This is a genomic window from Pseudomonas sp. B13(2017) (assembly GCF_002113245.1).
Lineage (GTDB): Bacteria > Pseudomonadota > Gammaproteobacteria > Pseudomonadales > Pseudomonadaceae > Aquipseudomonas > Aquipseudomonas putida_Z.
Genome location: NZ_NEJX01000010.1, coordinates 1 through 23,780 on the forward strand (window position 1 = coordinate 1; position 23,780 = coordinate 23,780).

A 23,780-nucleotide genomic window follows, 5' to 3' on the forward strand; every position below is an offset into this window, starting at 1 on the left:
CAAGATTTTGAGTATTCATAACGGCGATCTCCAGTTAGATCCCCCAGTGAAAGCTTAGGCTTTCACTGGGGAGTCCTGGGAGGACCATTTCATTAGGTACTGCACAGGTCTGAAGATTGTGGAGATCTCTGTGGGAGCGGGCGTGCCCGCGAAAGGGCCAGTGCAGGCAACATCAATGCCTGGCCGGCTCCCCACCTTCTGCTTCTGCCACAGGTTCCCCCATGCGCCGGAACCAGGTCGACAGCAGCGCCCCGGAAATATTGTGCCAAACGCTGAACAACGCACTCGGCACCGCAGCCAGCGGCGAAAAATGCGCCGCCGCCAGTGCCGCGCCCAGCCCGGAGTTCTGCATGCCCACCTCCAGCGCCAGCGACTTGCGCTGTGCCAGTGGCAGCTTGCACAGCCTGCCGGTCAGGTACCCCAGCAAGTAGCCGAAGCTGTTGTGCAATATCACCACCGCCATGATCAGCAGCCCCGACTCGGCGATCTTCGCCTGGCTGGCCGCCACCACCGCGCACACGATCATCACGATACTCACCACCGACACCAGCGGCAGCACCTGCACCGCCGCCTGCACCCGCGCGCCAAGCAGCCGCTGGGCCAGCACGCCGAGCACGATCGGCAGCATCACCAGCTGCAGGATCGACCAGAACATGTCCATGAAGGACACCGGCAGCCAGGCCGAGGCCAGGAACCAGATCAGCGCCGGGGTCAGCAGCGGGGCGAGCAGGGTGGTCACCGCAGCGATCGCCACCGCCAGCGCCAGGTCGCCACGGGACAGCCAGACCATCACGTTCGACGCCGTGCCGCTCGGGCAGCAGCCAACCAGGATCACGCCCACGGCGATTTCCGGCGGCAGGTGGAACAGCTGGCACAGCAGCCAGGCCATGCCCGGCATGATCACGAAGTGCGCGACCACACCCAGCATCACCCGCCAGGGCTGGCGGGCGAGGGCGGCGAAGTCATCGAGCTTGAGGGTGAGGCCCATGCCGAACATCACCAGGCCCAGCAACGGCACGATGGCCACCTTCAGGGCGATGAACCATTGCGGTTGCAGGAAGGCCAGCACGGCGAACACCAGCACCCACAGGGCGAAGGTATTGCCGACGAAGCGGCTGAGGGTGGCGAGGGCACGCATGGGGGCAATTCCTTTTCTGTTTTATGGCTTCAAGAATTTCACTGGCCCTTTCGCGGGCTTGCCCGCTCCCACAGGTACACCACAGTACTCAGAAACTGTGGTGTACCTGTGGGAGCGGGCAAGCCCGCGAAGAGGCCAGTACTGTCTGAGGATATCTCCCAGGCCAGTACCGGCATTTCAAAACCAGTCAGACCCCTTGCGGAATCTCTTCCCCACCCAGTGCCTCGAACAGCACCGGCAGGAATTCGGCAAAGGTCATCATCATCAGCTGGAAGCTGGCATCGAACTGCTGCGCAGCCTCATCGCCACCATCCTGTTCGGCCTGCTCCTGCAGCAGCTCTTCGAACTTCAGGCGCTTGATCACCATCTTGTCATCCAGAATGAACGACAGCTTGTCCTGCCAGGCCAGGGCCAGCTGGGTAACCACCTTGCCAGTGCTCAGGTGCAGCTGGATTTCCTCGCCGGTCAGGTCCTGGCGCTTGCAGCGCACGATACCGCCATCTTCGGCGGTGTCGCGCAGTTCGCACTCGTCCAGCACATAGAAGCCTTCGGCAGCTTGCTGCGACTTGACCCACTCGGTCATGGTGGCAACCGGTGCGATTTTCACGGTGGCCGGGCGCACCGGCAGCGAGCCCATCACTTCACGCAGGGTCGACAGCAGGTCTTCGGCACGCTTGGCGCTGGCCGAGTTGACCAGGATCACGCCCAGGCGCGGGGCAATGGCCGCGAAGATCATCGAGCGGCGGATGAACGCGCGCGGCAGGAAGGCCTGGATGATCTCGTCCTTGATCTGGTCGCGTTCCTTTTTATAGACCTTGCGCATCTGCTCGGTCTCGATCTCTTCGACCTTTTCCTTCACCGCATCGTTGACCACGCTGCTGGGCAGGATGCGTTCTTCCTTGCGCGCGGCAATCAGCAGGTACTCGCCACTGACATGCACCAGGGGAGCGTCTTCGCCCTTGCCGAATGGCGCGACGAAACCATAGGTGGTCAGCTCCTGGCTGGCGCAGGGGCGGGCCGGCTTGCTGGCCAGGGCCGCTTCCAGCGCTTCAGGCTCGAACGGGACTTCCTGGGTCAGGCGGTAGGTCAGCAGGTTCTTGAACCACATGAGGGGCAATCTCTCCTTAATGCATAAGGCGGGCATTATTCTCCGAGCGGTGCTCTCAGGCCAACCCTGTCGGAGTGCCAGTAGCTGTAGCTGAATGTAAAGATGCACGTGGCAACGCTAGGTCTTTGAAAGGCCTGAGGTTTTTTTTGAAAAAAGTTAAAAAAGTGCTTGCCAGGGTACGGGGCCGTCCGTAGAATGCGCGCCACACCGAGACGAAGGGTGATTAGCTCAGCCGGGAGAGCATCTGCCTTACAAGCAGAGGGTCGGCGGTTCGATCCCGTCATCACCCACCACTCGATGTTTAGCGCAGCGGTAGTTCAGTCGGTTAGAATACCGGCCTGTCACGCCGGGGGTCGCGGGTTCGAGTCCCGTCCGCTGCGCCATATTTCACTTCCAGGGCCTACTGAACACCCGGAAGTAACAGAGAAAGCGACCTCAGGGTCGCTTTTTTTGTGCCTGCGATTTGGTGTTTTCGCGAATTTTGCAAAAAGTTCGATAAGTGCTTGCCAGAGCGCCAAGTCGCCCGTAGAATGCGCGCCACACCGAGAGACATGGGTGATTAGCTCAGCCGGGAGAGCATCTGCCTTACAAGCAGAGGGTCGGCGGTTCGATCCCGTCATCACCCACCACTCGATGTTTAGCGCAGCGGTAGTTCAGTCGGTTAGAATACCGGCCTGTCACGCCGGGGGTCGCGGGTTCGAGTCCCGTCCGCTGCGCCATATTCCACTTCCAGGGCCTACTGAACACCCGGAAGTAACAGAGAAAGCGACCTTAGGGTCGCTTTTTTTGTTTCTGCCTTTGGCAAAAAACTATCTTGTATTGCCTGTCAGGGCCTCATCGCCGGCAAGCCAGCTCCCACCTCGACCGCATTGATCTCAAGCCCTACGCTATCCCTGTGGGAGCTGGCTTGCCGGCGAATGGGCTGCAACGCAGCCCCGGCAATCTCAGCGGCGACGCTCTTCTTCCCGTAAGGTGAGCACCTCAACCCCCTCCTCGGTCACCGCCACCGTATGCTCCCACTGCGCCGACAAGCTGTGGTCGCGGGTAATCACCGTCCAGCCATCCTTCAGCGTGCGCGTCCCGCGTCCGCCCTGGTTGATCATCGGTTCGATGGTAAACACCATCCCCGGCTTCAACTTCAGGCCCATCCCGCGCTGGCCAATGTGCAGCACCTCGGGCCCTTCATGCATCTGTTGGCCAATGCCATGCCCGCAATACTCACGTACGACGCTGTAGCCCGCCGCTTCGGCATGGGTCTGGATGGCATGGCCGATATCACCCAGCGTAGCCCCGGGGCGTACCTGTTCGATGCCTTTCCATAGCGCGTCATAGGTGGTGTCGACCAGGCGCTGCGCCTCATCGCTGATCGGCCCGATGCTGTACATCTTTGACGAGTCGGCGATATAGCCGCCTTGTTCCAGGGTGATGTCGACGTTGATGATCGAGCCTTCCTTTAGCACTTCATCGACCTTGGGCATGCCATGGCACACCACATGGTCCACCGAGGTGTTGAGCGAATAGGGGAAACCGTACTGGCCCTTGCTCGCCGGGCGGGCCTTGAGCGTGTCGATGATGAACGCCTCGGCGCGGTCGTTGATCTGCATGGTGGTCACGCCAGGGCGGATGAAGCTGTCGAGGTCGGCGAACACCTGGGCAAGCAGCTGGCCGGCGCGGCGCATCAGGTCGAGTTGGGCGGGGGTCTTGATAATCACCTGGGACATGGGGGGAGTGCAGTGGCTCGTGCTGGAATGTGCCCCAGCATAGCGCCATGGGGTGTGGGGGTGCCATCGCATGGTGCACAGCCTGTACCGGCCTCTTCGCGGGCACGCCCGCTCCCACAGGTACAGCACCGCCCTCAGGCCTTGTGATATCCCTGTGGGAGCGGGCATGCCCGCGAAAGGGGCGGCACAGCTGGCCCATAAATTGCTGTTTCACCTCCATCCAGGGCTATCAACGTCGACAGCCCACAAAACTTCACGACAAAGGCGCCGTGTTGCCCCGCTTGCCCAGCAAGCAGGGGCAGCCGGCGCCTTTTTGCGTTCCCTACAGGAGCCCGCCCATGGCCAACAGCGAAGTGCGCAGCGTCTGCCCCTACTGCGGCGTCGGTTGCGGCATCGTCATGAGCGTCGCCGATGGCAAGGTCGGCAAGATCAGCGGCGACAAGCAGCACCCCAGCAACTTCGGCCGCCTGTGCACCAAAGGCCTCACCGCACACCTGCCGCTGACCGCCGCCGGGCGCATGGAGGATGCCTATGTACGCCAGCAGCGCAGCCAGCAGCCAGCGCGTACCGGCATCGACCAGGCCATTGCCGCCGCCGCTGCGCGCCTGCGCGGCATCATCGACCAGCACGGCCCCGACGCCGTGGCGCTGTACGTGTCCGGGCAGATGTCGCTGGAGGCCCAGTACCTGGCCAACAAGCTGGCCAAGGGCTTTATCCGCACCCGCCACATCGAGTCCAACTCGCGCCTGTGCATGGCCAGTGCCGGCAGCGGATACAAGCTGTCGCTCGGTGCCGATGGCCCGCCCGGCAGCTACCAGGACTTCGAGCACGCCGACGTATTCCTGGTGATCGGCGCCAACATGGCCGACTGTCACCCGATCCTGTTCCTGCGCCTGCTCGACCGGGTCAAGGCGGGTGCCAAGCTGATCGTCGTCGACCCGCGGCGCAGCGCCACCGCCGACAAGGCCGACCTGTTCCTGCAGGTGCGCCCCGGCAGCGACATGGCCTTGCTCAATGGCCTGCTGCACCTGCTCCTGCGTAACGGCCACACCGACCCCGACTTCATCGCCCGCCACACCGAAGGCTGGGACGAACTGCCGGCCTTTCTCGATGACTACACCCCTGACCGGGTGGCCGCCATCACCGGGCTGGCCGAGGCCGACATCATCAAGGCCGCCGAATGGATCGGCAGCGCCAGCAACTGGATGAGCTGCTGGACCATGGGCCTGAACCAGAGCATCCACGGCACCTGGCACACCAATGCGATCTGCAACCTGCACCTGGCCACGGGCGCCATCTGCCGCCCCGGCAGTGGGCCGTTCTCGCTGACCGGCCAACCCAATGCCATGGGCGGCCGCGAGATGGGCTACATGGGCCCCGGCCTGCCAGGCCAGCGCTCGGCGCTGGTAGCGCAAGACCGCGCCTTCGTCGAGCAGCAGTGGCAACTGGCCCCGGGCAGCCTGCGCAGCGAAGGCGGCGAGGGCACGGTGGCGCTGTTCGAGCAGATGAAAAGCGGCGTGGTAAAGGCCTGCTGGGTCATCTGCAGCAACCCGGTGGCCAGTGTCGCCAACCGCCAGCAGGTGATCGACGGCCTGCGCCAGGCCGAACTGGTGATTACCCAGGATGCCTTCCTCGACACCGAGACCAACCGCTACGCCGACATCCTGCTACCGGCTGCGCTGTGGGCCGAAGGCGAGGGCGTGATGATCAACAGCGAGCGCAACCTCACCCTCATGCCACGTGCCGTCGAACCGCCCGGGCAGAGCCTGCCAGACTGGCAGATCATCGCCCGGGTCGCCTGTGCCATGGGCTATGCCGACGCCTTCGACTACCCCGATGCCGAGGCGGTATACGAGGAGATCCGCCGCTTTCACAACCCAAGCACCGGCTACGACCTGCGGGGCATCGGCTATGCCGAACTGCGCGAGCAGCCGCACCAGTGGCCCTGCGCCCCGGGCCGCGACAACCCGCGCAGCTCGCTGCGCTATCGCAACGACGGCAGCAGCCAGACGCTGTTGCACGATGCCCAGGGCGAGTGCCCGGTGTTGGCCTTCCCGACCGCCAGCGGCAAGGCCCGCTTCTTCGCCCGGCCCTGGTTGCCGGCGGCGGAGCTGCCGGATGCCGATTACCCCATGGTGCTGAATACCGGCCGCGTGCAGCACCAGTGGCACACCCTGACCAAGACCGGCAAGGTACCGGCGCTGAACAAGCTGGAGCCCGGACCCTTCGTGGAAATCCACCGCGACGATGCTGCCCGGCTGGGCATTGCCGAAAAGGACCAGGTGGCCATTCGCTCGCGCCGCGGGCAGGCCGTGCTGCCCGCGCGAATCAGCGACCGGGTCATGCCTGGCAACTGCTTTGCCCCGTTCCACTGGAATGACCTGATCGGCGAGCAACTGGCGATCAACGCCGTGACCTGCGATGCGGTCGACCCGCTGTCGCTGCAGCCGGCGTTCAAGCATTGTGCCGTGACCCTGGAGCGGGTTGCCGGTGAGCGCATCGAAGCCCTTGATCTGAACACTGCCAATCCGGAGCCTGCCCGCATGCCGACCGCCACCCTGTCCCGTCTGCTTGGCCTGGACACCCTGCCAGCTCCGGTGCTGGCCGAGGAAGAGCGCCATTACCTGCAAGGCTTCCTGCTGGGCCTGGACCAGGTTCGCGCCGAGGGCGTGCCCTGCCTGCCGGCCAGTGCGCCGCTGGCCGCCAACCGCCGGTTGTTCGTCGATGGCTTGCTGGCCGGGCTGTTCGCCCAGCCGGCCGTGCTGCCCGATGCAGCGTTGATAGCACCACGGCACCAGGTGCTGTGGGCTTCGCAAACCGGCAACGGCGAGCTGTTGGCCGAACGCTGTGCCGAGCGCCTGCGCGGTGCCGGCCTCGACGTGCAGCTCAGTTGCATGGAAGCGGTCAGCCCGCGCCAGCTGCAGGGCGCCGCCAGCGTGGTGCTGATCGCCAGCACCTTTGGCGATGGCGACGCGCCCGACAGCGCAGCGGCATTCTGGCAAGCCTTGCAAGGCGAGGAGGGCGCCCACTGCGCCGAACTGCCTTTTGCCGTGCTGGCCCTGGGCGACTCCAGTTACGACCAGTTCTGCGGCTTTGGCCGCAAGCTCGACCAACGCCTGGCCGAGCTGGGTGGGCGGCGCCTGCTGCAGCGGGTGGACTGCGAGCCGGACTTCGACGACGCCTTCGCCGCCTGGCTGGATGCGCTGCTGCCCACGCTAGGCAACGCTGCTGCACCGCAACCGGTCACCGAGCCTGCGCCCGTGGCGGCCTATGGCAAGCAGCAACCCTGGGCTGCCACCTTGCTGGAAAACCGCCTGCTCAACGGCCCGGGTGCCAGCAAGGAAACCCGTCAACTGGTGTTCGACCTGAGTGGCAGCGGCTTCACCTATGCCGCCGGTGATGCCTTGGGCGTGTGGCCGCGCAACTGTCCGGCCCTGGTCGACGAGCTGCTGGCGCTGATGCAGCTCGATGGCCAGACCATGGTTCAGCTGAAAGGCCATCCCGCCATGCCGCTGACCGAAGCCCTGCAAGCGCACCTGGAGATCGCCAAGGTCACCATGCAGCAGCTGCAGGCCTTCGCCGGCAATGCCCCGGACCTGCAGCGCCTGCTGCAGCCCGAGTGCAAGGCCGAGCTGCAGGACTGGTTGTGGGGGCGGCAACTGGTCGATGTGCTGCGCACCTTCCCCCAGCAGCTGCCGCTGGCCAGCTGGCTGGAGCTGCTCAAGCCGTTGCAGCCGCGCCTGTACTCGATCAGCTCCAGCCCGCTGGCGCACCCGCAGCAGGTGCACCTGACCGTGTCCACGGTGCGCTATGGCGCGCGCAAAGGGGTGTGTTCAAGCTTCCTTGCCGACCGTGCGCAGGCGCTGAAGGTTGCCATCTTCCCGCAGGTGTCGAAGCACTTTCGCCTGCCCGAGGACGACAGCGTGCCGGTGATCATGGTCGGCCCCGGCACCGGTATTGCACCGTTCAGGGCCTTCCTCGAAGAACGAGAGGCACGTGGGGCGAAAGGGGCCAACTGGCTGTTCTTCGGCGAGCAGTACGCGGCCACCGATTTCTATTACCAGGAGCAGCTGCAGGCCTGGCAGGCTGCAGGGCACCTGCGTCTGGACACGGCGTTTTCACGCGACCAGGCCGAGAAGGTCTACGTGCAGCAGCGCATGCTCGAGCAGGGCGCGCAGCTGTGGCAGTGGCTGGAGGCGGGGGCGTACTTCTATGTGTGTGGCGATGCGCAGCGCATGGCCAAGGATGTGGATGCGGCGTTGCGGGCGATCGTGGCCGAGCATGGCGGCATGGATGCAGCGGCGGCTGCGGCTTATGTCGAAGCGCTGGGCAGGGCCAAGCGGTATCGGCGGGATGTGTATTGATGTGCTCCAAGATGGGGAGTGATGCACTTGGAATGTGCATTTACTGTACTGGCCTCTTCGCGGGCAGGCCCGCTCCCACAGGTACTGCACAGGTCTGAATAAACGTGGAGAACCCTGTGGGAGCGGGCGTGCCCGCGAAGAGGCCGGTACAGGAAACAGGGTTGGCACACTCCCTGCTTTATCCCAGTTACAACAAAGCCCACTGATCAACGGCGATCAACCCGGGCCCCCTACCGTGATGAATACAGGCAAAGGCGCCTGGAGCTTCGGCTCCAGGCGCTTTTTTTTTGATCGAGGATCGGCTTATGAAGGCAACAGCGAGCAGCGGGCAACGAGAGCGACTGGTCATCGTCGGCAACGGCATGGTCGGCCACCATTGCGTCGAACAACTGGTCAGCCGCGGCGCCCTGCAGCGCTTCGAAGTGCATGTGTTCGGCGAAGAGCGCCAACGCGCCTACGACCGCGTGCACCTGTCCGAGTACTTCGGCGGCAGCTGTGCCGAAACCCTGGCCCTGTGCGAGCAGGACTTCTACGGTACCAACGGTGTGCACCTGCACCTCGGGGAAGCGGTGCTGGAAATCGACCGTGAGCGCGGCGAAGTGGTCACCGCGGAGGGCCGCTATGGCTACGACCAGCTGGTGCTGGCCACAGGTTCCTACCCCTTCGTGCCGCCGATCGAAGGTTCCAGCGGCAATGCCCGCCTGGTCTACCGCACCCTTGACGACCTCGACGGCATCCGCGCTGCCGCAGCCAGTGCCCGCCGTGGCGTGGTAGTGGGTGGTGGCCTGCTTGGCCTGGAAGCAGCCAACGCCCTCAAGTCGCTGGGCCTGGAAGCCCACGTGGTGGAATTCGCCCCGCGGCTGATGCCGGTGCAGCTGGACGGCGAGGGCGGTGCCGCGCTCAAGGCACAGATCGAAGCGCTGGGCGTTGGCGTGCATCTGTCGCGCGCCACCCAGTCGATCAGTGCGGGTGAAGACTACCGCTACCGCATGAACTTCGATGGCGGCGAGCACCTGGAAACCGACCTGATCGTGTTCTCTGCGGGTATCCGCCCGCAGGATGCCCTGGGCCGTGCCTGTGGCCTGGACATCGCCGCGCGTGGCGGCGTGGTGATCGACAACCATTGCCGCAGCAGCGACCCACGCATCTTTGCCATCGGCGAGTGCGCCTCGTGGAACGGCAGCGTGTTCGGCCTGGTCGCCCCGGGCTACAGCATGGCGCGCAACCTGGCGGCATTGCTGATGGGTGAAGCCGCTGGCGAATTCACCGGTGCCGACATGTCGACCAAGCTCAAGTTGCTGGGCGTGGATGTCGGTTCCATCGGCGATGCCCATGGCGCCACCCCGGGCGCACGCAGCTACCGCTTCATCGACGAAGCCAACAGCGCCTACCGCCGGCTGGTGGTGGATGCCAGCGGCAAGCACGTGCTCGGTGCGGTGCTGGTGGGCGACAACAGCTACTACGACACCCTGCTGCAGTACGCCCAGAACGGCATCGCCCTGCCAGCCGACCCCGCGGCACTGATCCTGCCGCAAGGCGGCGGCGCACCGGCCCTGGGTGCTGATGCGCTGCCCGACAGCGCGACCATCTGCTCGTGCCACAACGTCAGCAAGGGCGCGGTCTGCGCCGCCATCGACAGCGGCTGCGGCGACCTTGCCGCAGTCAAGGGCTGCACCAAGGCCGCCACCGGTTGTGGTGGTTGCGCGGCACTGCTCAAGCAGGTGTTCGAGCACGAGCTGACCGCCCGTGGCGTGGCGGTGGACAAGAGCCTGTGCGAGCACTTCGCCTACACTCGTCAGGAGCTGTACGGGCTGGTGCGGGTAGAGGGTATCCGCACCTTCAACGAACTGCTCGAACGCCACGGCAAGGGCCACGTTGGCTGCGACATCTGCAAGCCGGCGGTGGGCAGTATCCTCGCCTCGTGCTGGAACCAGCCGATCATGGACCCGGCGCTGGTGCCGCTGCAGGACACCAACGACACCTTCATGGCCAACATGCAGAAGAACGGCACCTACTCGGTGGTGCCGCGCATCCCCGGTGGTGAAATTACCCCCGACAAGCTCATCGTGATCGGCCAGGTGGCGAAAAAGTACGACCTGTACACCAAGATCACCGGCGGCCAGCGCATCGACCTGTTCGGCGCCCAGTTGCACGAGCTGCCGCTGATCTGGGGCGAGCTGATCGAGGCCGGCTTCGAAACCGGCCATGCCTACGGCAAGTCGACCCGCACGGTGAAATCGTGCGTCGGCAGCACCTGGTGCCGTTACGGCGTGCAGGACAGCGTCGGCATGGCCCTGCGCCTGGAAGACCGCTACAAAGGCCTGCGCAGCCCGCACAAGCTCAAGTTCGCGGTGTCCGGCTGCACTCGCGAATGCGCCGAGGCACAGAGCAAGGACATCGGCGTGATCGCCACCGACAAGGGCTGGAACCTGTACGTGTGCGGCAATGGCGGCATGCGCCCGCGGCATGCCGAACTGTTTGCCACCGACCTCGACGACGAAACCCTGGTGCGCCTGATCGACCGCGTGCTGATGTTCTACATCCGCACCGCCGACAAACTGCAGCGCACCTCGGTGTGGCGCGAGAACCTGGAAGGTGGGCTGGACTACCTGAAGCAGGTGATCATCGACGACAGCCTGGGCCTGGCCAGCGAGCTGGAGGCGCAGATGCAGCATGTGGTCGACCAGTATGAATGCGAATGGGCCAACGCCCTCAACGACCCCGAGAAGCTGAAGCGCTTCCGTACTTTCGTCAACGACCGCCGCGCCGACCCGGACGTGCACTTCGTGCGCGAACGCGAACAGCGCCGGCCTGCTGCGCCACTGCACCTGATCCCAACCGTCGAGGAGGCTGTCTGATGAACCTGTCCAATGCTGCTGTGAAAACCCACGAGAACTGGCAGGCGGTGTGCCAGGCGGATGACCTGGTGGCCGATTCCGGGGTGGTGGTCTGGCTCGACGGGGCCCAGGTGGCGCTGTTCTACCTGCCGGGGCAGGCGCAGCCGCTGTACGCGGTGGACAACCGCGACCCGCGGTCCGGCGCCAACATCATCGGCCGCGGGCTGGTGGGCAGTGTGCAGGGCGAGCTGGTGGTGGCGGCGCCGTTGTACAAGCAGCACTTCAGCCTGCAAAGTGGCGAGTGCCTGGAAGATGCCGGGCAGCGGTTGCGGGTGTGGCCGGTGCGGTTGAGTGGAAGTGCTGTGGAGTTGGCGGTGGCCTGATAAATCGCTGGGGGCGCTTTGCGCCCCTTTCGCGACACAAGGCCGCTCCTACAGGAAATTGCGTCCCCCTGTAGGAGCGGCCTTGGGTCGCGAAAGGGCTGCAAAGCAGCCCCAGGATCTTGAGTCAGATAACCAACCCCAGCGGCTTACGCCCTGCAAACACATCCACCAGGCTGGCCACCACCATCTCGCCCATGCGCGTGCGGGTCTGCACCGTGGCGCTGGCCCGGTGCGGTTGCAGCACCACATCCTCTCGCTCGAACAAGGCCTCGGGCGCCCGTGGTTCATCGGCAAACACATCCAGCGCTGCGCCCGCGATCTCGCCGGCCTCCAGCGCCGCGATCAACGCTGGCTCATCCACCAGCTTGCCGCGCGCGATGTTGATCAGGTACCCCTGCGACCCCAATGCCCGCAGAACCTCGCGGTTGACCAGCGCTTCGCCTTTGTCGGCTGCGGCTGCCAAGATCAGCGCATCGCTGCCCTGGGCCAACTGTACGAGATCCGCTTCGAAACCATAGGGCACATCCAGCGCCTGCAGGTCGGTATAGCGAATCGGGCAACCGAACGCCGCCGCTCGCTGCGCCACGGCGCGGCCGACCCGGCCCATGCCGACGATGCCCACCCGCATGCCTGTCACCTGGCGGGCCAGTGGCAGCGGTGCCAGCGGTGTGGCGCTGGTGGCCCAGTGGCCTGCGCGTACGAAACGGTCGCCGGTGCAGATGCCACGGCACAAGCCGATCAGCAGACCGATGGCGAGGTCGGCGACGTCCTCGGTGAGGGCGCCGATGGTGGCGGTGACCCGGATGCCGCGATCACGGGCATAGGCCAGGTCCACTGCGTCGGTGCCGACGCCATTGACCGCGACCACTTCAAGGTTGGGCAGGCGCGCCATCAGCGCCTGGCTGATGCCGGTGTGGCCACCGGTGATCACACCGCGAATATTGCCGGCATGCTGGTTGACGAAGGCGTCCTTGTCGGTCTGTTCGTAGTAGCGGTGCACAGTGAACAGTTGGTCCAGGCGCTCGCGGATTTGCGGGATGAGGATCGGGCTCAGTTGCAGGACTTCGGGTTTCATCGGTCACTCCATCAGGAACAAAGGTCAGCCACGGCCTACGAACGGCATGTTGCTGGCCATCACGGTCATGTTCAGTACGTTGGCGTCCAGCGGCAGCGCGGCGATGTAGCGCACCGCGTCGGCCACATGGCGCACGTCGAGCATCGGTTCGGCGGCGGTCTCGCCATTGGCCTGGCGCACTCCACGGGTCATGCGCTCGGACAGCTCGGTCAGGGCGTTGCCGATGTCCACCTGGCTGCAGACGATGTTGTACGACCGACCATCCAGCGCCAGTGCCTTGGTCAGGCCCAGCACCGCGTGCTTGCTGGCGGTGTAGGGGGCGGTGAACGGGCGCGGGGTGTGCGCCGAGATCGAGCCGTTGTTGATGATTCGCCCGCCCTGCGGCTGCTGGCGGCGCATCAGGCCGAAGGCGGCGCGGGCGCACAGAAACACGCCGTCGACGTTGGTGGCGATGACGTTGCGCCAGTACTCCAGCGGCAGCTCGTCGACCGGTACGGCGGGGGCGTTGACCCCGGCATTGTTGAAGATCACATCGAGGCGGCCATGCACCTCCTCGATGGTAGCGAACAGTTGCGCAACGCTCTGCTCGTCGCGCACGTCGGTTGGCACGGCCAGGGCTTCACCGCCCGCTGCCTGAGCCTGTTCGACCACTGCTTGCAGCGGTTCTGCGCGGCGCCCGGCGAGGACCAGGCTGAAGCCATCCTCCAGCAGGGCGAGGGCGACGGCGCGGCCGATGCCGCTGCCAGCGCCGGTGACCAGGGCGATTTTCTTGTTTTGGCTCATGTGGGGCTCCGGTAGATTCAGGCAGCGCTGGCGGCTTGTCCGGCAGGGCGGGGGCCGACGCGCAGTTGCAGTTCGCCGATGCCATCAATGCCGGCGTGGATCGTGTCGCCCGGGTTGAGCGGCGCCACCCCGGGCGGGCTGCCGGTCATGATCAGGTCGCCGGGGCGCAGCGGCAGTTGGCGGGACAGCCTGCTGATCACCTCGGACAGGGCCCAGGTCTGCTGGCGCAGGTGCGCACGCTGGCGCTCCTGGCCATTGACCTGCAACCACAGCGACGCGTCCAGCGGCCAGGCACATTCGCTGGCGGGAACGATGGCGGTCATCGGTGCCGAGGCCTCGAACACCTTGGCGCCTTCCCAGGGCAGGCCCTCGGCCTTGGCTTTGCGCTGGTGGTCGCGGCGGGTCAGGTCGAGGCCGGCGGCAAAGCCGAACACATGTGCCAGGGCATGCTCCGTGGCAATGTTGGCACCGCCCTTGGCGATGGCGGCTACCAGTTCGATTTCGTGGCAGAACTCATCGGTCTGCGGCGGAAAGGGCAGCTCGCCCTGCGCCTGGACCACGTTGCTCGCCGGTTTCATGAAGAACACAGGCTCCTGCGGTGCCGCTCCGTAGGATTCCGGCCAAGGGTAGTTGCGGCCCAGGCAGAACACCCGGCCGACCGGGAAGCGCGCAGCGCTGCCGCGGATCGGCAGGCTGACGGTGGCCGGTGGGTTGAACAGGTAGGTCATGGGTGGATCCTCCGTACTGGAGTGGTCAGCGTAAGTCAGCGGCTGGCCGGTAAAGTTGGACGAAAACGGGGATGGCTTGGACTATCCAAGCAACCTGTAGCGGCTTCTTTGCGGGCAAGGACAGACAACGCTCAAGCTGCGGACTTCAGCTCGATGCGATACAGCTTCCCGAGCAGCAGCGAGTAAGAGAGGGTGCCCATCAACGCCACGGCGCCGATGAACCAGAACGCCATGGCAAACGAGCCGCTGGCATGCACGATCGCGCCAATCACGATCGGCGTGACGATGCCGCCAATGTTCGCCGCCAGGCTGGTGACCCCGCCGGTCAGGCCGATCAGCTCCTTGGGCGCTACTTCCGACACCGCCGCCCACGACGCCGAGGCGATGCCCTGGGCGAAGAACGCCAGGGTGAGGATGGCAATGCACAGCACATTGGAGTCGGTGAAGTTCACCAGCACGATCGACATGCCCAGCATCGAACCCACCACCAGAGGCAGTTTGCGGGCGAACGACAGCGAGTAGCCCTTGCGGATCAGCAGATCGGAGACGATCCCCGCGAGGAGGATGCCGACCGTGGCACCAATGAACGGCATGACGGCGAAGATGCCGACCTTGATCAGCGTCAACTGGCGCTCCTCGATCAGGTAGGTGGGGAACCAGGTGAGGAAGAAATACAGCGCCGAGGTGCTGGCGAACTTGCCAAGGCAGATGGCCCAGACCTGGCGATAGCGGAACAGCTCAGCCACCTGGCGCCAGGCAAAACGGGTGCGCGCCCGGCTGCTTTTCACCAGCCCGCCGCCGCCTTCGATGTAGGCCAGCTCTTCCTTGCTGACCTTCTTGCAGTTCAGCGGGTCGCGGTACAGCCATAGCCACACCGCGCCGAACAGGATGCCGACCAGGCCGGTGCTGTAGAACACATGGCGCCAGTCATAGGTGGTTGCCAGCCACAACAGCGCGCCGGTGAACAGCGCGGTGCCCAGGTACTGGCCACACACGTAGATGCTGCTGGCCAAGCCGCGTTCACGGGCGGGGAACCACACCGTGACCGCACGGCTGTTGGCCGGAAATGCCGGGGCCTCCATGGCACCGACTGCCAGGCGCAGGCCGAACAGCGAGGCAAAGCCGCTGGCCAGGCCCTGGGCCACGGTGACCGCAGACCAGCTGATCAGCGATACGCCGTAGGTCAGGCGCGAACCGAAACGGTCGGCGATGAAACCGGCAGGCACCAAGGCCAGGGCGTAGGTCCAGGCGAAGGCGGAGAAGATCAGCCCCATCTCGACCTTGTCCAGCCCCAGGTCCTTGGCCATGAACGGCGCTGCGATGGAAATGTTCACCCGGTCGACATAATTGATGATGGTCGCCACCAGCAGCAGCGACAGCATGAACCAGCGGCGGCGGGTGGGCAGGCGCTGGGCAGGGGCCGCGTCCAGCGCGTATGACGACGCGGTGCGGGGGGTAGGCGTGCTCGACATGAGTCGACCTCGTTTGTTGTTGTTGGTAGAGGTTGGGCTGCAGTCCCTTTTCTAAGGTGGTCGTACAACAGCGTGAATGCAACGGCCGTTTTAGACCGTTTTTTTCACAGGAGACGGGGTATGGCAGCGCTGTCCAAGAAAATCAGCGGGCTGGGTTTTGCTCGGTTTTCATGCTGAAGGTCGCGTTTTTTGAGGGCTGCACGGATTTCCGGTTGCGCTGCTTTTTGCAGAAGGGGTTAAATCACCAAATCTAGACATCGTACAACTAGGCCGTGCCTGCCACTGCTTCTTCGCGGGCAAGCCCGCTCCCACAGGTACAGCGCAGGCTTCAAGTTTTTTGGAGACCCTTGGGAGCGGGCTCGCTCGCGAAGAGGCCACAACAGGCGGCGCCACACTCACTGAATGGAGCAAGCCGAATGCCCCCCAAGCGCGAGGTCCCGACCTACGTCATGCAGCAGCGCAGCGAGCTGATGGATTTCTATATCCGCGACCAGCGCGGCCGTCCCGCCGAGACCGCGCCGCACCGTCACGAGTACTTCCAGATCCAGGTCAACTTCGGCGGCGATACGGTGCAGCACATCGGCAGCGTGCAGCGCCCGTTCACGCGCAACACCCTGGCCTTCATCCTGCCGCATCGGGTGCACGTGATACCGCACCCGGACGACAGCGACTTCGTGGTGATCAACTTCTCCCAGACCTTCCTCTTGCCACACCTGGCCTGCGACCCGATGGACCTGGAAGAGGTGTCGATCCTGCAGGCGCCGGAACTGTCACCGTTCCGTTTCCAGGAGCACCTCGACTTCAGCCTCGATGAGGCTGACTTCGCCGAGGTGCGGCAGATCCTCGAACGCATGCGCACGCTGGATGCCAACCGCCGGTTCGGTAGCCGTGAAATGCTCAAGGGCCTGCTGCTGCAACTGATCGGCCAGGTCTGCGGCCTGTACGCCGAGCCGCTGCGCGAACTGGCCGATAGCAATGCCGCCCAGCTCAGCCGCCGCGCCGCGCTGGGCCGCATGAGCGAGTACCTGCGTCGGCACATCGATGACCCTGACCTGAACCTGCAGAAAGTCGCCGCCGCTACTTACCTGTCACCGACCTACCTGACCCATTGGTTGCGCAAGGAAATCGGCAAGACTTTCAGCGAGCTGGTGCTGGAGCGGCGTATGCATACTGCGCGCAACTACCTGCTCAATGGCAGCCGCCCGGTGGGTGAGGTGGCGCGGCTTTGTGGCTTCGCCGATGAAGCCTACTTTTCCCGGCGCTTTCGGCAGATTCATGGCTTGCCGCCGGGGCAGTTCCGCCGCCAGCAACGCGACCCGGATACGCCGCAGGTGGCGATGCGGTAAGCTTGGCGACATGAATCTCGACACCCGCATCAAGTACCGCCACCTGCTGTGCTTCCTGGAGATTGCCCGGCAGGGCAGCCTGGCCAGGGCTGCCGACATCCTGGCAATCAGCCAGCCAGCCATCTCCAAGACCCTCAAGGAGCTCGAGGACCTGCTGGAAACGCGCCTGTTCGCGCGCAGCCGCCAGGGCGTCGAGCTGACCCCGGCCGGCACGCGTTTCATGCGCTATGCCGGGCCCAGCGTGCAGGCCCTGCGCGATGGCGTCAGCAGCCTGCGTGGCGAAGCGCGGGCGCCGTCGCAAGTGCGCATCGGTGTGTTGTCCACGGTCGAAGGCCTGCTCATGCCCGAAGTGCTGTGCCGCCTGCACCAGCGCCATGAGGCGCTGGTGATCAGTGTGGTCACCGGGGTCAGCGCGCAGCTGCTCGGCCAGTTGCGCCTGGGCGAACTGGAACTGGTGGTCGGGCGCATGACCGACAGCCCGCAGATCCAGGGCCTGTCGTTCGAGCACCTGTACAGCGAGTCGATGAGCCTGGTGGTGCGGCCCGGCCACCCGCTGCTGGCCGGCACGCCGGTGGAGCGGGCGCAGGTGGGCCGTTACCCGTTGGTATTGCCGCCCGCAGGCACCACCATCCGCCAGCATGCCGACAGCCTGTTCGTGCAATGTGGCATCCAGATGCCCGCCCAGCGCCTGGAAACCCTGTCGCTGGCGCTGAGCCGGCGCTACCTGCTGGGCAGCGATGCCGTGTGGGTGGCGCCGCGCGACGCGGTGTTGCTCGACCTGCGCCGGGGCGAGCTGGTCGAGCTCGACCTGGGTGTGCGCGAGCCAGGCGGCTCGGTCGGCATCTGTCGCAATGCCGCCTTGCCGCAGAGCCTGCCTGGGCAGTGGGTATGCGAGGTGTTGCGTGAGGTGGCAGGGCAGTACCGAGAGGGCAGCTACCCCTGAACGCAGGTTTGGCCCTTTCGCCGGCAAGCCAGCTCCCACAGGGATAGCACCTGCTTCGGGGCCTGTGGTCAACCTGTGGGAGCTGGCTTGCCGGCGATAGGGCCAGTGCAGGCTTCTCAGCATTCAGCTAAATAAATTCCCCGCAAAACCGGGCAAAGGCGCCGCAACCGATCAATACTGGCCAGTGGCTGCACATCCTTGGATGAATAAGCGTTTAACTACTGAACTTCCTTACCAAAACCGGCTCCTATGCCGGTAGCCATTGGTCATGGCCGCCTGCTAAGCTCGCGGCTTTACCCTGATTGCCCTTTTGGCGCATGAACAAGGAAATAGCATGAAACAGCATCGTTTGGCGGCTGCGGTTGCCCTGGTAGGCCTGGTACTGGCTGGCTGTGATCAACAGACCAGCAGCCCCGAGCTGAAGACTCCGGCACAGAAAGCCTCCTACGGTATCGGCCTGAACATGGGCAAGAGCCTGGCTCAGGAAGGCATGGAAGACCTTGATTCGAAAGCAGTCGCCCTCGGCATCGAAGACGCCGTTGGCAAGAAGGAACAGCGCATCAAGGACGAAGAGCTGGTAGAGGCCTTCACCGCGCTGCAGAAGCGTGCCGAAGAGCGCCTGGCCAAGGCTAGCGAAGAAGCCGCCTCCGCCGGCAAGAAGTTCCTCGAGGAAAACGCCAAGAAGCCAGGCGTGGTCACCACTGCCTCGGGCCTGCAGTACGAAGTGGTCAAGAAGGCCGACGGCCCGCAGCCCAAGGCGACCGACGTGGTCACCGTCCACTACGAAGGCAAGCTGATCGATGGCAAGGTGTTCGACAGCTCCGTCGAGCGCGGCAGCCCGATCGACCTGCCGGTCAGCGGCGTGATCCCGGGTTGGGTCGAAGGCCTGCAGCTGATGCACGTCGGCGAGAAGTACAAGCTGTTCATCCCGGCTGAACTGGCCTACGGTGCGCAGAGCCCAAGCCCGCTGATCCCGGCCAACTCGGTACTGGTATTCGACCTGGAACTGATCGCCATCAAGGATCCGGCCCAGCTGCAAGGCGCCGAGCCGGAAGCGGAAGCTCCTGCCGAGGCCCCGGCCGAAGCGCCTGCCAAGTAACACTGGCTGGCCCACGCAAAACGCCCCGTCCTGACGGGGCGTTTTCGTTTGTGCCGGGTAGTTGGACGAACCTGCAACTGCTGATACTGTCCGAGGAAATGCAGCGTGAAGAAGCAGAATGCTTCTGACGCAAACCGTTTGCGGCGTACGCACCCAAGGTGTGAAACGACTGTGTAAAAAACGCCCGATCTGACCGGGGCCCTTGCCTGGCAGGCACCTGGGGTCGGAAACGTCGCCCTGTTCACAAGGTTATCCACAATAAATGTGGATAACCTTTTCCTCTTGGAGGCTCCATGAGCGCACCCTGGAATTTCGCCCGTTTCCTGCCCTTGGCCGAGCGCCTGCTCAGCTGTGGCCGGTTGCCGGCCTTGCTGTTTGCGGTAGCCCGCAAAGGCCCGCGCATCGGCCAGTTGCGTGAAGACGTGAAGCTGCTGCAGTCGCTGTGCCTTGCCTGGTGGCGCGGCGAGTACCGCGCCATCAGCCCCAAGGCGCTGGTCACCATCGTCGCCGGGCTGCTGTATTTCGTCAGCCCCATCGACGCCATCCCCGACTGGCTGCTGGGCGTGGGTTTCCTCGACGACATCGCGGTACTGGGTTGGGTGCTTAAGACCGTGGCTGACGAACTGGCGCGCTTCAAGGCCTGGCGCGACAGCCAGGCGCCCGAGCGGCTGCGCGTGGTCGAGCGCCTGCCGGCCACCCCCGAAGCGCTGCGGTTGGAACGCAACACGCAGTGAAACTGGCCGCAACCGCAGCGCAACTGCACAGACCCCAGAGTTGGTAATATAATTGGCATAAGGGTTATGCCTACGGATTACATGCTGTAATCCTTTTTAAAGGGGTTTGTAATGGGTATTCAGGTCATCAGCCGGGACGGTCAACCCGAGTACGCCGTCGTTCCCTGGGAACAGCACCAGGCACTGCTCAAGGCCGCAGGGCAGGCACCCGCCGAGGTGGTTGCCAGTGAAGCACAGGGCGATGCAGCCAGTGCGCCATTGCCGGCCTTCAGCGAAGTGGCACAGATTCGCCAGGCCAAGGGCATTGCCCCTGAGCAACTGGCGCGCAATGTCGGGGTAAGCCCGGCTTACCTGGCCATGATCGAATCGGGCGAACGCCAGCCGGATGCTGCCATCCGCCGAGCCCTGGCCTGGCATCTGGGGGTGGCTGGCTGGAGCGAGCCATCATGAGCCAGGTCAGGATCAGCCGTCAGCACTGGGATAACCTGCTGGGCGAGCTTGACCTGGCCCGTCGTCAACGTCACTTGCTGACGTATCGAGCGCTGATCGAGCGCTTGCAGTTGCCCAGCCCGGCCATGCAGACGCTGACAGCCGCGCTTGAGTACCTGGCGGTGCTGGATGCCCGCGCCGAGCAGCCATTGCGCAGCTCGCTGGTGATCAGCCAGGGTGCCAGCCGTTTGCCGCGTACCGGCTTCTTTGAATGCGTTGAACGGTTGGGCCGATTTTCCGGGCCGGTCGACGGCATGGAAGCGGCCTCATGGCATGCCTCCGAGGTGGTCAGGGTGTTCGAGTACAGCTACCCCGAAACGGCCTGAAGCGTTACCTGTTCCGGCCTCTTCGCGGGCACGCCCGCTCCCACAGGTACAGCACAAGGCTCAAGATCCGTGATGAACCTGTGGGAGCGGGCATGCCCGCGAAGAGGCCATAACAGGCAGCGCATCCCTGTGGATCAATCCACAAGCCCTGCCATCGGCATCTACCACCTCCAATACCTCCAGGTGCCGGTGCCGGCCAAACAGCTCCAGCAACTGCCCAATCGTCGCATTGAGCCGCACCGTCGGCTGTTCGGCCTGCGGAACGCTCATCAGCGCCGGTAGCGGCCTGCTTTCGCGCGCTCCCAGCTCCTGCGGCCGCCCCAGCAGGTAGCCCTGCACCAGGTCCACGCCCATCTCCACCAGCACCGCCAGCTCTTCCGCCAGCTCGATGCCTTCGGCAATCACCTGCGCCTTCGACGCCCGAGCAATCTGCAAAATCGAACCTACGAACTCACGCTTGAGCGGGTCGCGGTGGATGCCGTCGATGAAATGTCGGTCGATCTTCACGTATTCGGGGCGCAGCTCCGACCACAGGCGCAGGCTCGAATAACCCGCCCCCAGATCGTCGATGGCAATCGAGAAGCCCATGTCCCGGTAGTGGTGCAGGGCATTGGACAGCAGCTGGAAGTCGTCGGTCGGGGTGTGTTCGGTCAATTCGATCACCACCCGGCTGGGCGGCAGGCCGACCTGTTCGAGCAGTTTCAGGGTCTGCCCGGAGGGGTAGTGCGGCTCCAGCAGCGATTCCGGCGAGATGTTGAGAAACAGCTTGCCCTGCAGCTGCTGTTCGCTGAAACGCCGGCAGGCGCTTTCCCGGCAGGCAGCCTCCAGCTCGGTCAGGCGGCCGGCCTGGCGGGCGATGGTAAACAGGTTCAGCGGTGCGTGCAGCGGGCTGTTGGAGGGCCCTCGGCTCAATGCTTCATGGCCGAAAACCCGTTGCTCGCTCAGGCACATGATCGGCTGGAACAGACTGTGGATGCTGCGTTGAGCCAGGATGGCACTCAAGGCACTGAGCTGTTCGGCGACGGTCATGACGTATTCCTGAAAATGAAAGGGCCGGGCGTTTCCACGCCCGGCCCCTCTATTTCACGACAGCGCGATGACTGTTTGATGACAAGTGAAACTAATTTGCCATCATTGCCGCAGTGCCTTACTTCTTGGCCACCTTGGTGCTCGCACTCAGGTAGTCGATCAGGATGCGACCGGTTTCCGACAGATAGGCATCGTCTTCCGGCTTGGTGTTTTCATCCTCGGTCGGCAGCGCGTCCTCGTCCTCTTTCTTCAGCTCCTTCAGCGGCTCTTCACCCTTGGCCTTGCGGCGGATGTTCTCCAGCGCCAGCTGCTTGGCCTCGATTTCGTCGTGGCGTGCACGGCGGTCCTGCTCGTTGAGGCTGACGGTCTTCTCGTTCATCAGCTTCTGGGTCAGGGCCAGGCGGTCGCGGATGTAGGTGAACTCCGCGTCCTTGTCGCTGCGCGCTTCATGCTGCGCCTTGAGCTGGGCCAGGAACGGCTTGAACGGGTCGGCCGCCGGCTTGACCACCGGGCGAATGGTGTCCCATGGCATGGCCTCGGGCAGGGCGCTTTCGCCGATTTCCTTGGTGTCGATGATCGACGGGTAGTCGATGTCCGGCAGCACGCCCTGGTGCTGGGTGCTCTGCCCGGAAACACGGTAGAACTTGGCCAGGGTTAGCTTCAGCTCGCCATGGTTGAGTGGCTGGATGGTCTGCACGGTGCCTTTGCCGAAGGTCTGGCCACCGATGATCAGCGCACGGTGGTAGTCCTGCATGGCACCGGCGAAGATCTCCGAAGCCGAGGCCGACAGGCGGTTGACCAGCAGCGCCAGCGGGCCCTTGTAGAAGGCACCGGGGTTTTCGTCTTCCAGCACGTCGACACGGCCGTCGCTGTTGCGCACCAGCACGGTCGGGCCTTTCTCGATGAACAGGCTGGTCAGCTCGGTGGCTTCTTGCAGCGAGCCGCCGCCGTTGTTGCGCAGGTCGATGACCACGCCGTCGACTTTTTCTTTCTGCAGTTCGGTGAGCAGCTTCTTCACGTCCCGCGTGGTGCTCTTGTACTCCGGGTCACCGGCGCGGTAGGCCTTGAAGTCGAGGTAGAAGGCCGGGATCTCGATGATGCCCAGCTTGTAGTCACGCCCGTCCTGCTTGAGCTTGAGCACCGACTTCTTCGCTGCCTGCTCTTCGAGCTTCACCGCCTCGCGGGTGATCGACACGATCTTGCTGGTCTGGTCGCTAGGCGCGTTGCTGGCCGGGATGATCTCCAGGCGCACCACCGAGCCTTTCGGGCCGCGGATCAGCTTGACCACTTCGTCCAGGCGCCAGCCGACCACGTCGACCATTTCCTTGTTGCCCTGGGCCACGCCGATGATCTTGTCGGCCGGTGCCACCTGCTTGGTCTTGGCCGCCGGGCCAGCCGGCACCAGGCGCACGATCTTGACCTGGTCGTTGTCGCTTTGCAGCACTGCGCCGATGCCTTCCAGCGACAGGCTCATGTTGATGTCGAAGTTTTCCGCGTTGTCCGGCGACAGGTAGTTGGTGTGCGGGTCGTAGGACTGGGCGAAGGTGTTGATGTAGGCCTGGAAGATGTCCTCGGCACGGGTCTGGTCCAGGCGCGACAGTTGGTTCTTGTAGCGCTTGGTCAGGGTTTCCTGGATTTGCTTGGGTTCCTTGCCGGCGATCTTCTGGCGCAGCACTTCGTCCTTGACGCGTTTGCGCCACAAGTCGTCGAGCTCGGCCTGGTCCTTCATCCACGGGGCGTCCTTGCGGTCGATCAGCAAGGTTTCCTTGGCGTTGAAGTCGATCTTGTCCACGCCCTTGTTCAGCTCGGCCAGGGCGAAGTCCAGGCGTTGCTTGACGCGGTCCAGGTAGCGTTTGTAGATGGTGAAGCCCGGGTCCAGGTTACCGCTCTTGAGGAAATCGTCGAATTGCGTTTTCCATTTGTCGAATTCGGCGATGTCGGCGGCGGTGAAGTAGCTGCGCGCCGGGTCCAGCAGCTTGATGTAGCTGTCATAGATGATGGCCGAACGGGCGTCGTCCAGTGGCGGCTTGCTGTAGTGGTGGCGCTTGAGCAATTCCACCACGTTGAGGCTGGCGACGATCTCGTCGCGGTCCGGCTGCAGGCTGTCCCACTTGTTGGCGGCCGCCGCATTGCCGCCGAGCGTGAGGCTGCCCAGGCCGATCATCAGGGCCAGGGCGGTGCTTGGGAGGAAATGCTTCATGCTGA

At 64.4% G+C, this 23,780-nt stretch carries 18 protein-coding genes and 4 tRNA genes; 13 read left to right on the top strand and 9 right to left on the bottom strand.

From position 1 onward, the window contains the following. Positions 1–172: 172 nt before the first annotated feature. Together CAG44_RS14470 and rdgC are read right to left on the bottom strand one after the other, a co-directional pair. Positions 173–1,138 carry a bile acid:sodium symporter family protein gene (locus CAG44_RS14470; protein WP_013971400.1) on the bottom strand — a complete coding sequence of 322 codons (966 nt, stop codon included), beginning with the start codon at positions 1,136–1,138 and terminating at the stop codon, positions 173–175. A 187-nt stretch (positions 1,139–1,325) separates the two neighbouring features. Beyond that, positions 1,326–2,246, bottom strand: a complete 921-nt coding sequence (rdgC, locus tag CAG44_RS14475) for a recombination-associated protein RdgC (RefSeq protein ID WP_085589900.1) — start codon at positions 2,244–2,246, stop codon at positions 1,326–1,328. 217 nt (positions 2,247–2,463) lie between these two features. Here rdgC and CAG44_RS14480 point away from each other — a divergent pair. From CAG44_RS14480 to CAG44_RS14495, 4 genes are all read left to right on the top strand, one after another. Then, positions 2,464–2,539, top strand: a tRNA-Val gene (locus CAG44_RS14480). A 13-nt stretch (positions 2,540–2,552) separates the two neighbouring features. Next, positions 2,553–2,629, top strand: a tRNA-Asp gene (locus CAG44_RS14485). A 170-nt stretch (positions 2,630–2,799) separates the two neighbouring features. Beyond that, a tRNA-Val gene (locus tag CAG44_RS14490) sits at positions 2,800–2,875 on the top strand. A 13-nt stretch (positions 2,876–2,888) separates the two neighbouring features. Continuing rightward, positions 2,889–2,965 (top strand) — tRNA-Asp (locus CAG44_RS14495). Between the two features lie 225 nt (positions 2,966–3,190). On the opposite strand, the gene map is transcribed toward CAG44_RS14495, so the two are convergent. Further along, a complete protein-coding gene (map, locus tag CAG44_RS14500) occupies positions 3,191–3,967 on the bottom strand; it encodes a type I methionyl aminopeptidase (RefSeq protein ID WP_371858039.1) in 777 nt (258 codons plus the stop codon). A gap of 338 nt (positions 3,968–4,305) precedes the next feature. Between map and CAG44_RS14505 the strand changes: the two genes are divergently transcribed. The 3 genes from CAG44_RS14505 (at position 4,306) to nirD (ending at position 11,551) form a co-directional block, all read left to right on the top strand. Further along, on the top strand, positions 4,306–8,331 hold the full coding sequence (locus CAG44_RS14505) for a bifunctional nitrate reductase/sulfite reductase flavoprotein subunit alpha (RefSeq protein WP_085692389.1): 4,026 nt from the start codon (positions 4,306–4,308) through the stop codon (positions 8,329–8,331). A 305-nt stretch (positions 8,332–8,636) separates the two neighbouring features. After that, on the top strand, positions 8,637–11,189 hold the full coding sequence (gene nirB, locus CAG44_RS14510; protein WP_025338051.1) for a nitrite reductase large subunit NirB: 2,553 nt from the start codon (positions 8,637–8,639) through the stop codon (positions 11,187–11,189). After that, the gene (gene nirD, locus CAG44_RS14515; protein WP_085589906.1) at positions 11,189–11,551 is read left to right on the top strand and encodes a nitrite reductase small subunit NirD; all 363 of its coding nucleotides are present in this window, start codon (positions 11,189–11,191) and stop codon (positions 11,549–11,551) included. Before nirB ends, nirD begins: the two co-directional genes overlap by 1 nt. A gap of 124 nt (positions 11,552–11,675) precedes the next feature. Here nirD and CAG44_RS14520 read toward each other — a convergent pair whose 3' ends face one another. The 4 genes from CAG44_RS14520 to CAG44_RS14535 form a co-directional block, all read right to left on the bottom strand. Next, a complete protein-coding gene (locus CAG44_RS14520; RefSeq protein WP_085589908.1) occupies positions 11,676–12,626 on the bottom strand; it encodes a 2-hydroxyacid dehydrogenase in 951 nt (316 codons plus the stop codon). Positions 12,627–12,650: 24 nt separating this feature from the next. Next, a complete protein-coding gene (locus CAG44_RS14525) occupies positions 12,651–13,409 on the bottom strand; it encodes an SDR family oxidoreductase (protein WP_085589910.1) in 759 nt (252 codons plus the stop codon). 17 nt (positions 13,410–13,426) lie between these two features. Continuing rightward, positions 13,427–14,137 carry a fumarylacetoacetate hydrolase family protein gene (locus tag CAG44_RS14530; protein WP_085589912.1) on the bottom strand — a complete coding sequence of 237 codons (711 nt, stop codon included), beginning with the start codon at positions 14,135–14,137 and terminating at the stop codon, positions 13,427–13,429. A 131-nt stretch (positions 14,138–14,268) separates the two neighbouring features. Further along, complete coding sequence (locus tag CAG44_RS14535; protein WP_085589914.1) at positions 14,269–15,609, bottom strand: MFS transporter; 1,341 nt, start codon at positions 15,607–15,609, stop codon at positions 14,269–14,271. A gap of 416 nt (positions 15,610–16,025) precedes the next feature. Here CAG44_RS14535 and CAG44_RS14540 point away from each other — a divergent pair, with 416 nt between their 5' ends. The 6 genes from CAG44_RS14540 to CAG44_RS14565 all read left to right on the top strand — a co-directional run bounded on the left by CAG44_RS14540 (position 16,026) and on the right by CAG44_RS14565 (position 20,546). Then, positions 16,026–16,955 carry an AraC family transcriptional regulator gene (locus CAG44_RS14540; RefSeq protein ID WP_085589916.1) on the top strand — a complete coding sequence of 310 codons (930 nt, stop codon included), beginning with the start codon at positions 16,026–16,028 and terminating at the stop codon, positions 16,953–16,955. A 10-nt stretch (positions 16,956–16,965) separates the two neighbouring features. Next, positions 16,966–17,898: a pca operon transcription factor PcaQ gene (gene pcaQ, locus CAG44_RS14545; RefSeq protein WP_085692390.1), complete on the top strand. Its 933-nt coding sequence runs from the start codon at positions 16,966–16,968 to the stop codon at positions 17,896–17,898. A 334-nt stretch (positions 17,899–18,232) separates the two neighbouring features. Further along, positions 18,233–18,997 (top strand): FKBP-type peptidyl-prolyl cis-trans isomerase, encoded by a 765-nt coding sequence (locus CAG44_RS14550; RefSeq protein WP_003257347.1) that lies wholly within the window; start codon positions 18,233–18,235, stop codon positions 18,995–18,997. 293 nt (positions 18,998–19,290) lie between these two features. After that, the gene (locus CAG44_RS14555) at positions 19,291–19,731 is read left to right on the top strand and encodes a YkvA family protein (RefSeq protein WP_085692391.1); all 441 of its coding nucleotides are present in this window, start codon (positions 19,291–19,293) and stop codon (positions 19,729–19,731) included. A gap of 111 nt (positions 19,732–19,842) precedes the next feature. Beyond that, positions 19,843–20,181 carry a helix-turn-helix transcriptional regulator gene (locus CAG44_RS14560; RefSeq protein ID WP_085692392.1) on the top strand — a complete coding sequence of 113 codons (339 nt, stop codon included), beginning with the start codon at positions 19,843–19,845 and terminating at the stop codon, positions 20,179–20,181. Further along, positions 20,178–20,546 (top strand): hypothetical protein, encoded by a 369-nt coding sequence (locus CAG44_RS14565; protein WP_013971408.1) that lies wholly within the window; start codon positions 20,178–20,180, stop codon positions 20,544–20,546. Before CAG44_RS14560 ends, CAG44_RS14565 begins: the two co-directional genes overlap by 4 nt. Positions 20,547–20,606: 60 nt before the next feature. On the opposite strand, the gene CAG44_RS14570 is transcribed toward CAG44_RS14565, so the two are convergent. Together CAG44_RS14570 and CAG44_RS14575 are read right to left on the bottom strand one after the other, a co-directional pair. After that, positions 20,607–21,575, bottom strand: coding sequence for an EAL domain-containing protein (locus CAG44_RS14570; protein WP_085589918.1), 969 nt, complete (start codon positions 21,573–21,575; stop codon positions 20,607–20,609). Positions 21,576–21,693: 118 nt separating this feature from the next. Further along, positions 21,694–23,775 (bottom strand): carboxy terminal-processing peptidase, encoded by a 2,082-nt coding sequence (locus tag CAG44_RS14575; protein WP_025338057.1) that lies wholly within the window; start codon positions 23,773–23,775, stop codon positions 21,694–21,696. Between the last annotated feature and the right edge of the window lie 5 nt (positions 23,776–23,780).

Excerpts from the sequence above, each read along its gene's own strand:
- CAG44_RS14470 (WP_013971400.1), bottom strand. The coding sequence starts at position 1,138 with ATGCGTGCCCTCGCCACCCTCAGCCGCTTCGTCGGCAATACCTTCGCC.
- rdgC (WP_085589900.1), bottom strand. The coding sequence starts at position 2,246 with ATGTGGTTCAAGAACCTGCTGACCTACCGCCTGACCCAGGAAGTCCCG.
- map (WP_371858039.1), bottom strand. The coding sequence starts at position 3,967 with ATGTCCCAGGTGATTATCAAGACCCCCGCCCAACTCGACCTGATGCGC.
- CAG44_RS14505 (WP_085692389.1), top strand. The coding sequence starts at position 4,306 with ATGGCCAACAGCGAAGTGCGCAGCGTCTGCCCCTACTGCGGCGTCGGT.
- nirB (WP_025338051.1), top strand. The coding sequence starts at position 8,637 with ATGAAGGCAACAGCGAGCAGCGGGCAACGAGAGCGACTGGTCATCGTC.
- nirD (WP_085589906.1), top strand. The coding sequence starts at position 11,189 with ATGAACCTGTCCAATGCTGCTGTGAAAACCCACGAGAACTGGCAGGCG.
- CAG44_RS14520 (WP_085589908.1), bottom strand. The coding sequence starts at position 12,626 with ATGAAACCCGAAGTCCTGCAACTGAGCCCGATCCTCATCCCGCAAATC.
- CAG44_RS14525 (WP_085589910.1), bottom strand. The coding sequence starts at position 13,409 with ATGAGCCAAAACAAGAAAATCGCCCTGGTCACCGGCGCTGGCAGCGGC.
- CAG44_RS14530 (WP_085589912.1), bottom strand. The coding sequence starts at position 14,137 with ATGACCTACCTGTTCAACCCACCGGCCACCGTCAGCCTGCCGATCCGC.
- CAG44_RS14535 (WP_085589914.1), bottom strand. The coding sequence starts at position 15,609 with ATGTCGAGCACGCCTACCCCCCGCACCGCGTCGTCATACGCGCTGGAC.
- CAG44_RS14540 (WP_085589916.1), top strand. The coding sequence starts at position 16,026 with ATGCCCCCCAAGCGCGAGGTCCCGACCTACGTCATGCAGCAGCGCAGC.
- pcaQ (WP_085692390.1), top strand. The coding sequence starts at position 16,966 with ATGAATCTCGACACCCGCATCAAGTACCGCCACCTGCTGTGCTTCCTG.
- CAG44_RS14550 (WP_003257347.1), top strand. The coding sequence starts at position 18,233 with ATGAAACAGCATCGTTTGGCGGCTGCGGTTGCCCTGGTAGGCCTGGTA.
- CAG44_RS14555 (WP_085692391.1), top strand. The coding sequence starts at position 19,291 with ATGAGCGCACCCTGGAATTTCGCCCGTTTCCTGCCCTTGGCCGAGCGC.
- CAG44_RS14560 (WP_085692392.1), top strand. The coding sequence starts at position 19,843 with ATGGGTATTCAGGTCATCAGCCGGGACGGTCAACCCGAGTACGCCGTC.
- CAG44_RS14565 (WP_013971408.1), top strand. The coding sequence starts at position 20,178 with ATGAGCCAGGTCAGGATCAGCCGTCAGCACTGGGATAACCTGCTGGGC.
- CAG44_RS14570 (WP_085589918.1), bottom strand. The coding sequence starts at position 21,575 with ATGACCGTCGCCGAACAGCTCAGTGCCTTGAGTGCCATCCTGGCTCAA.
- CAG44_RS14575 (WP_025338057.1), bottom strand. The coding sequence starts at position 23,775 with ATGAAGCATTTCCTCCCAAGCACCGCCCTGGCCCTGATGATCGGCCTG.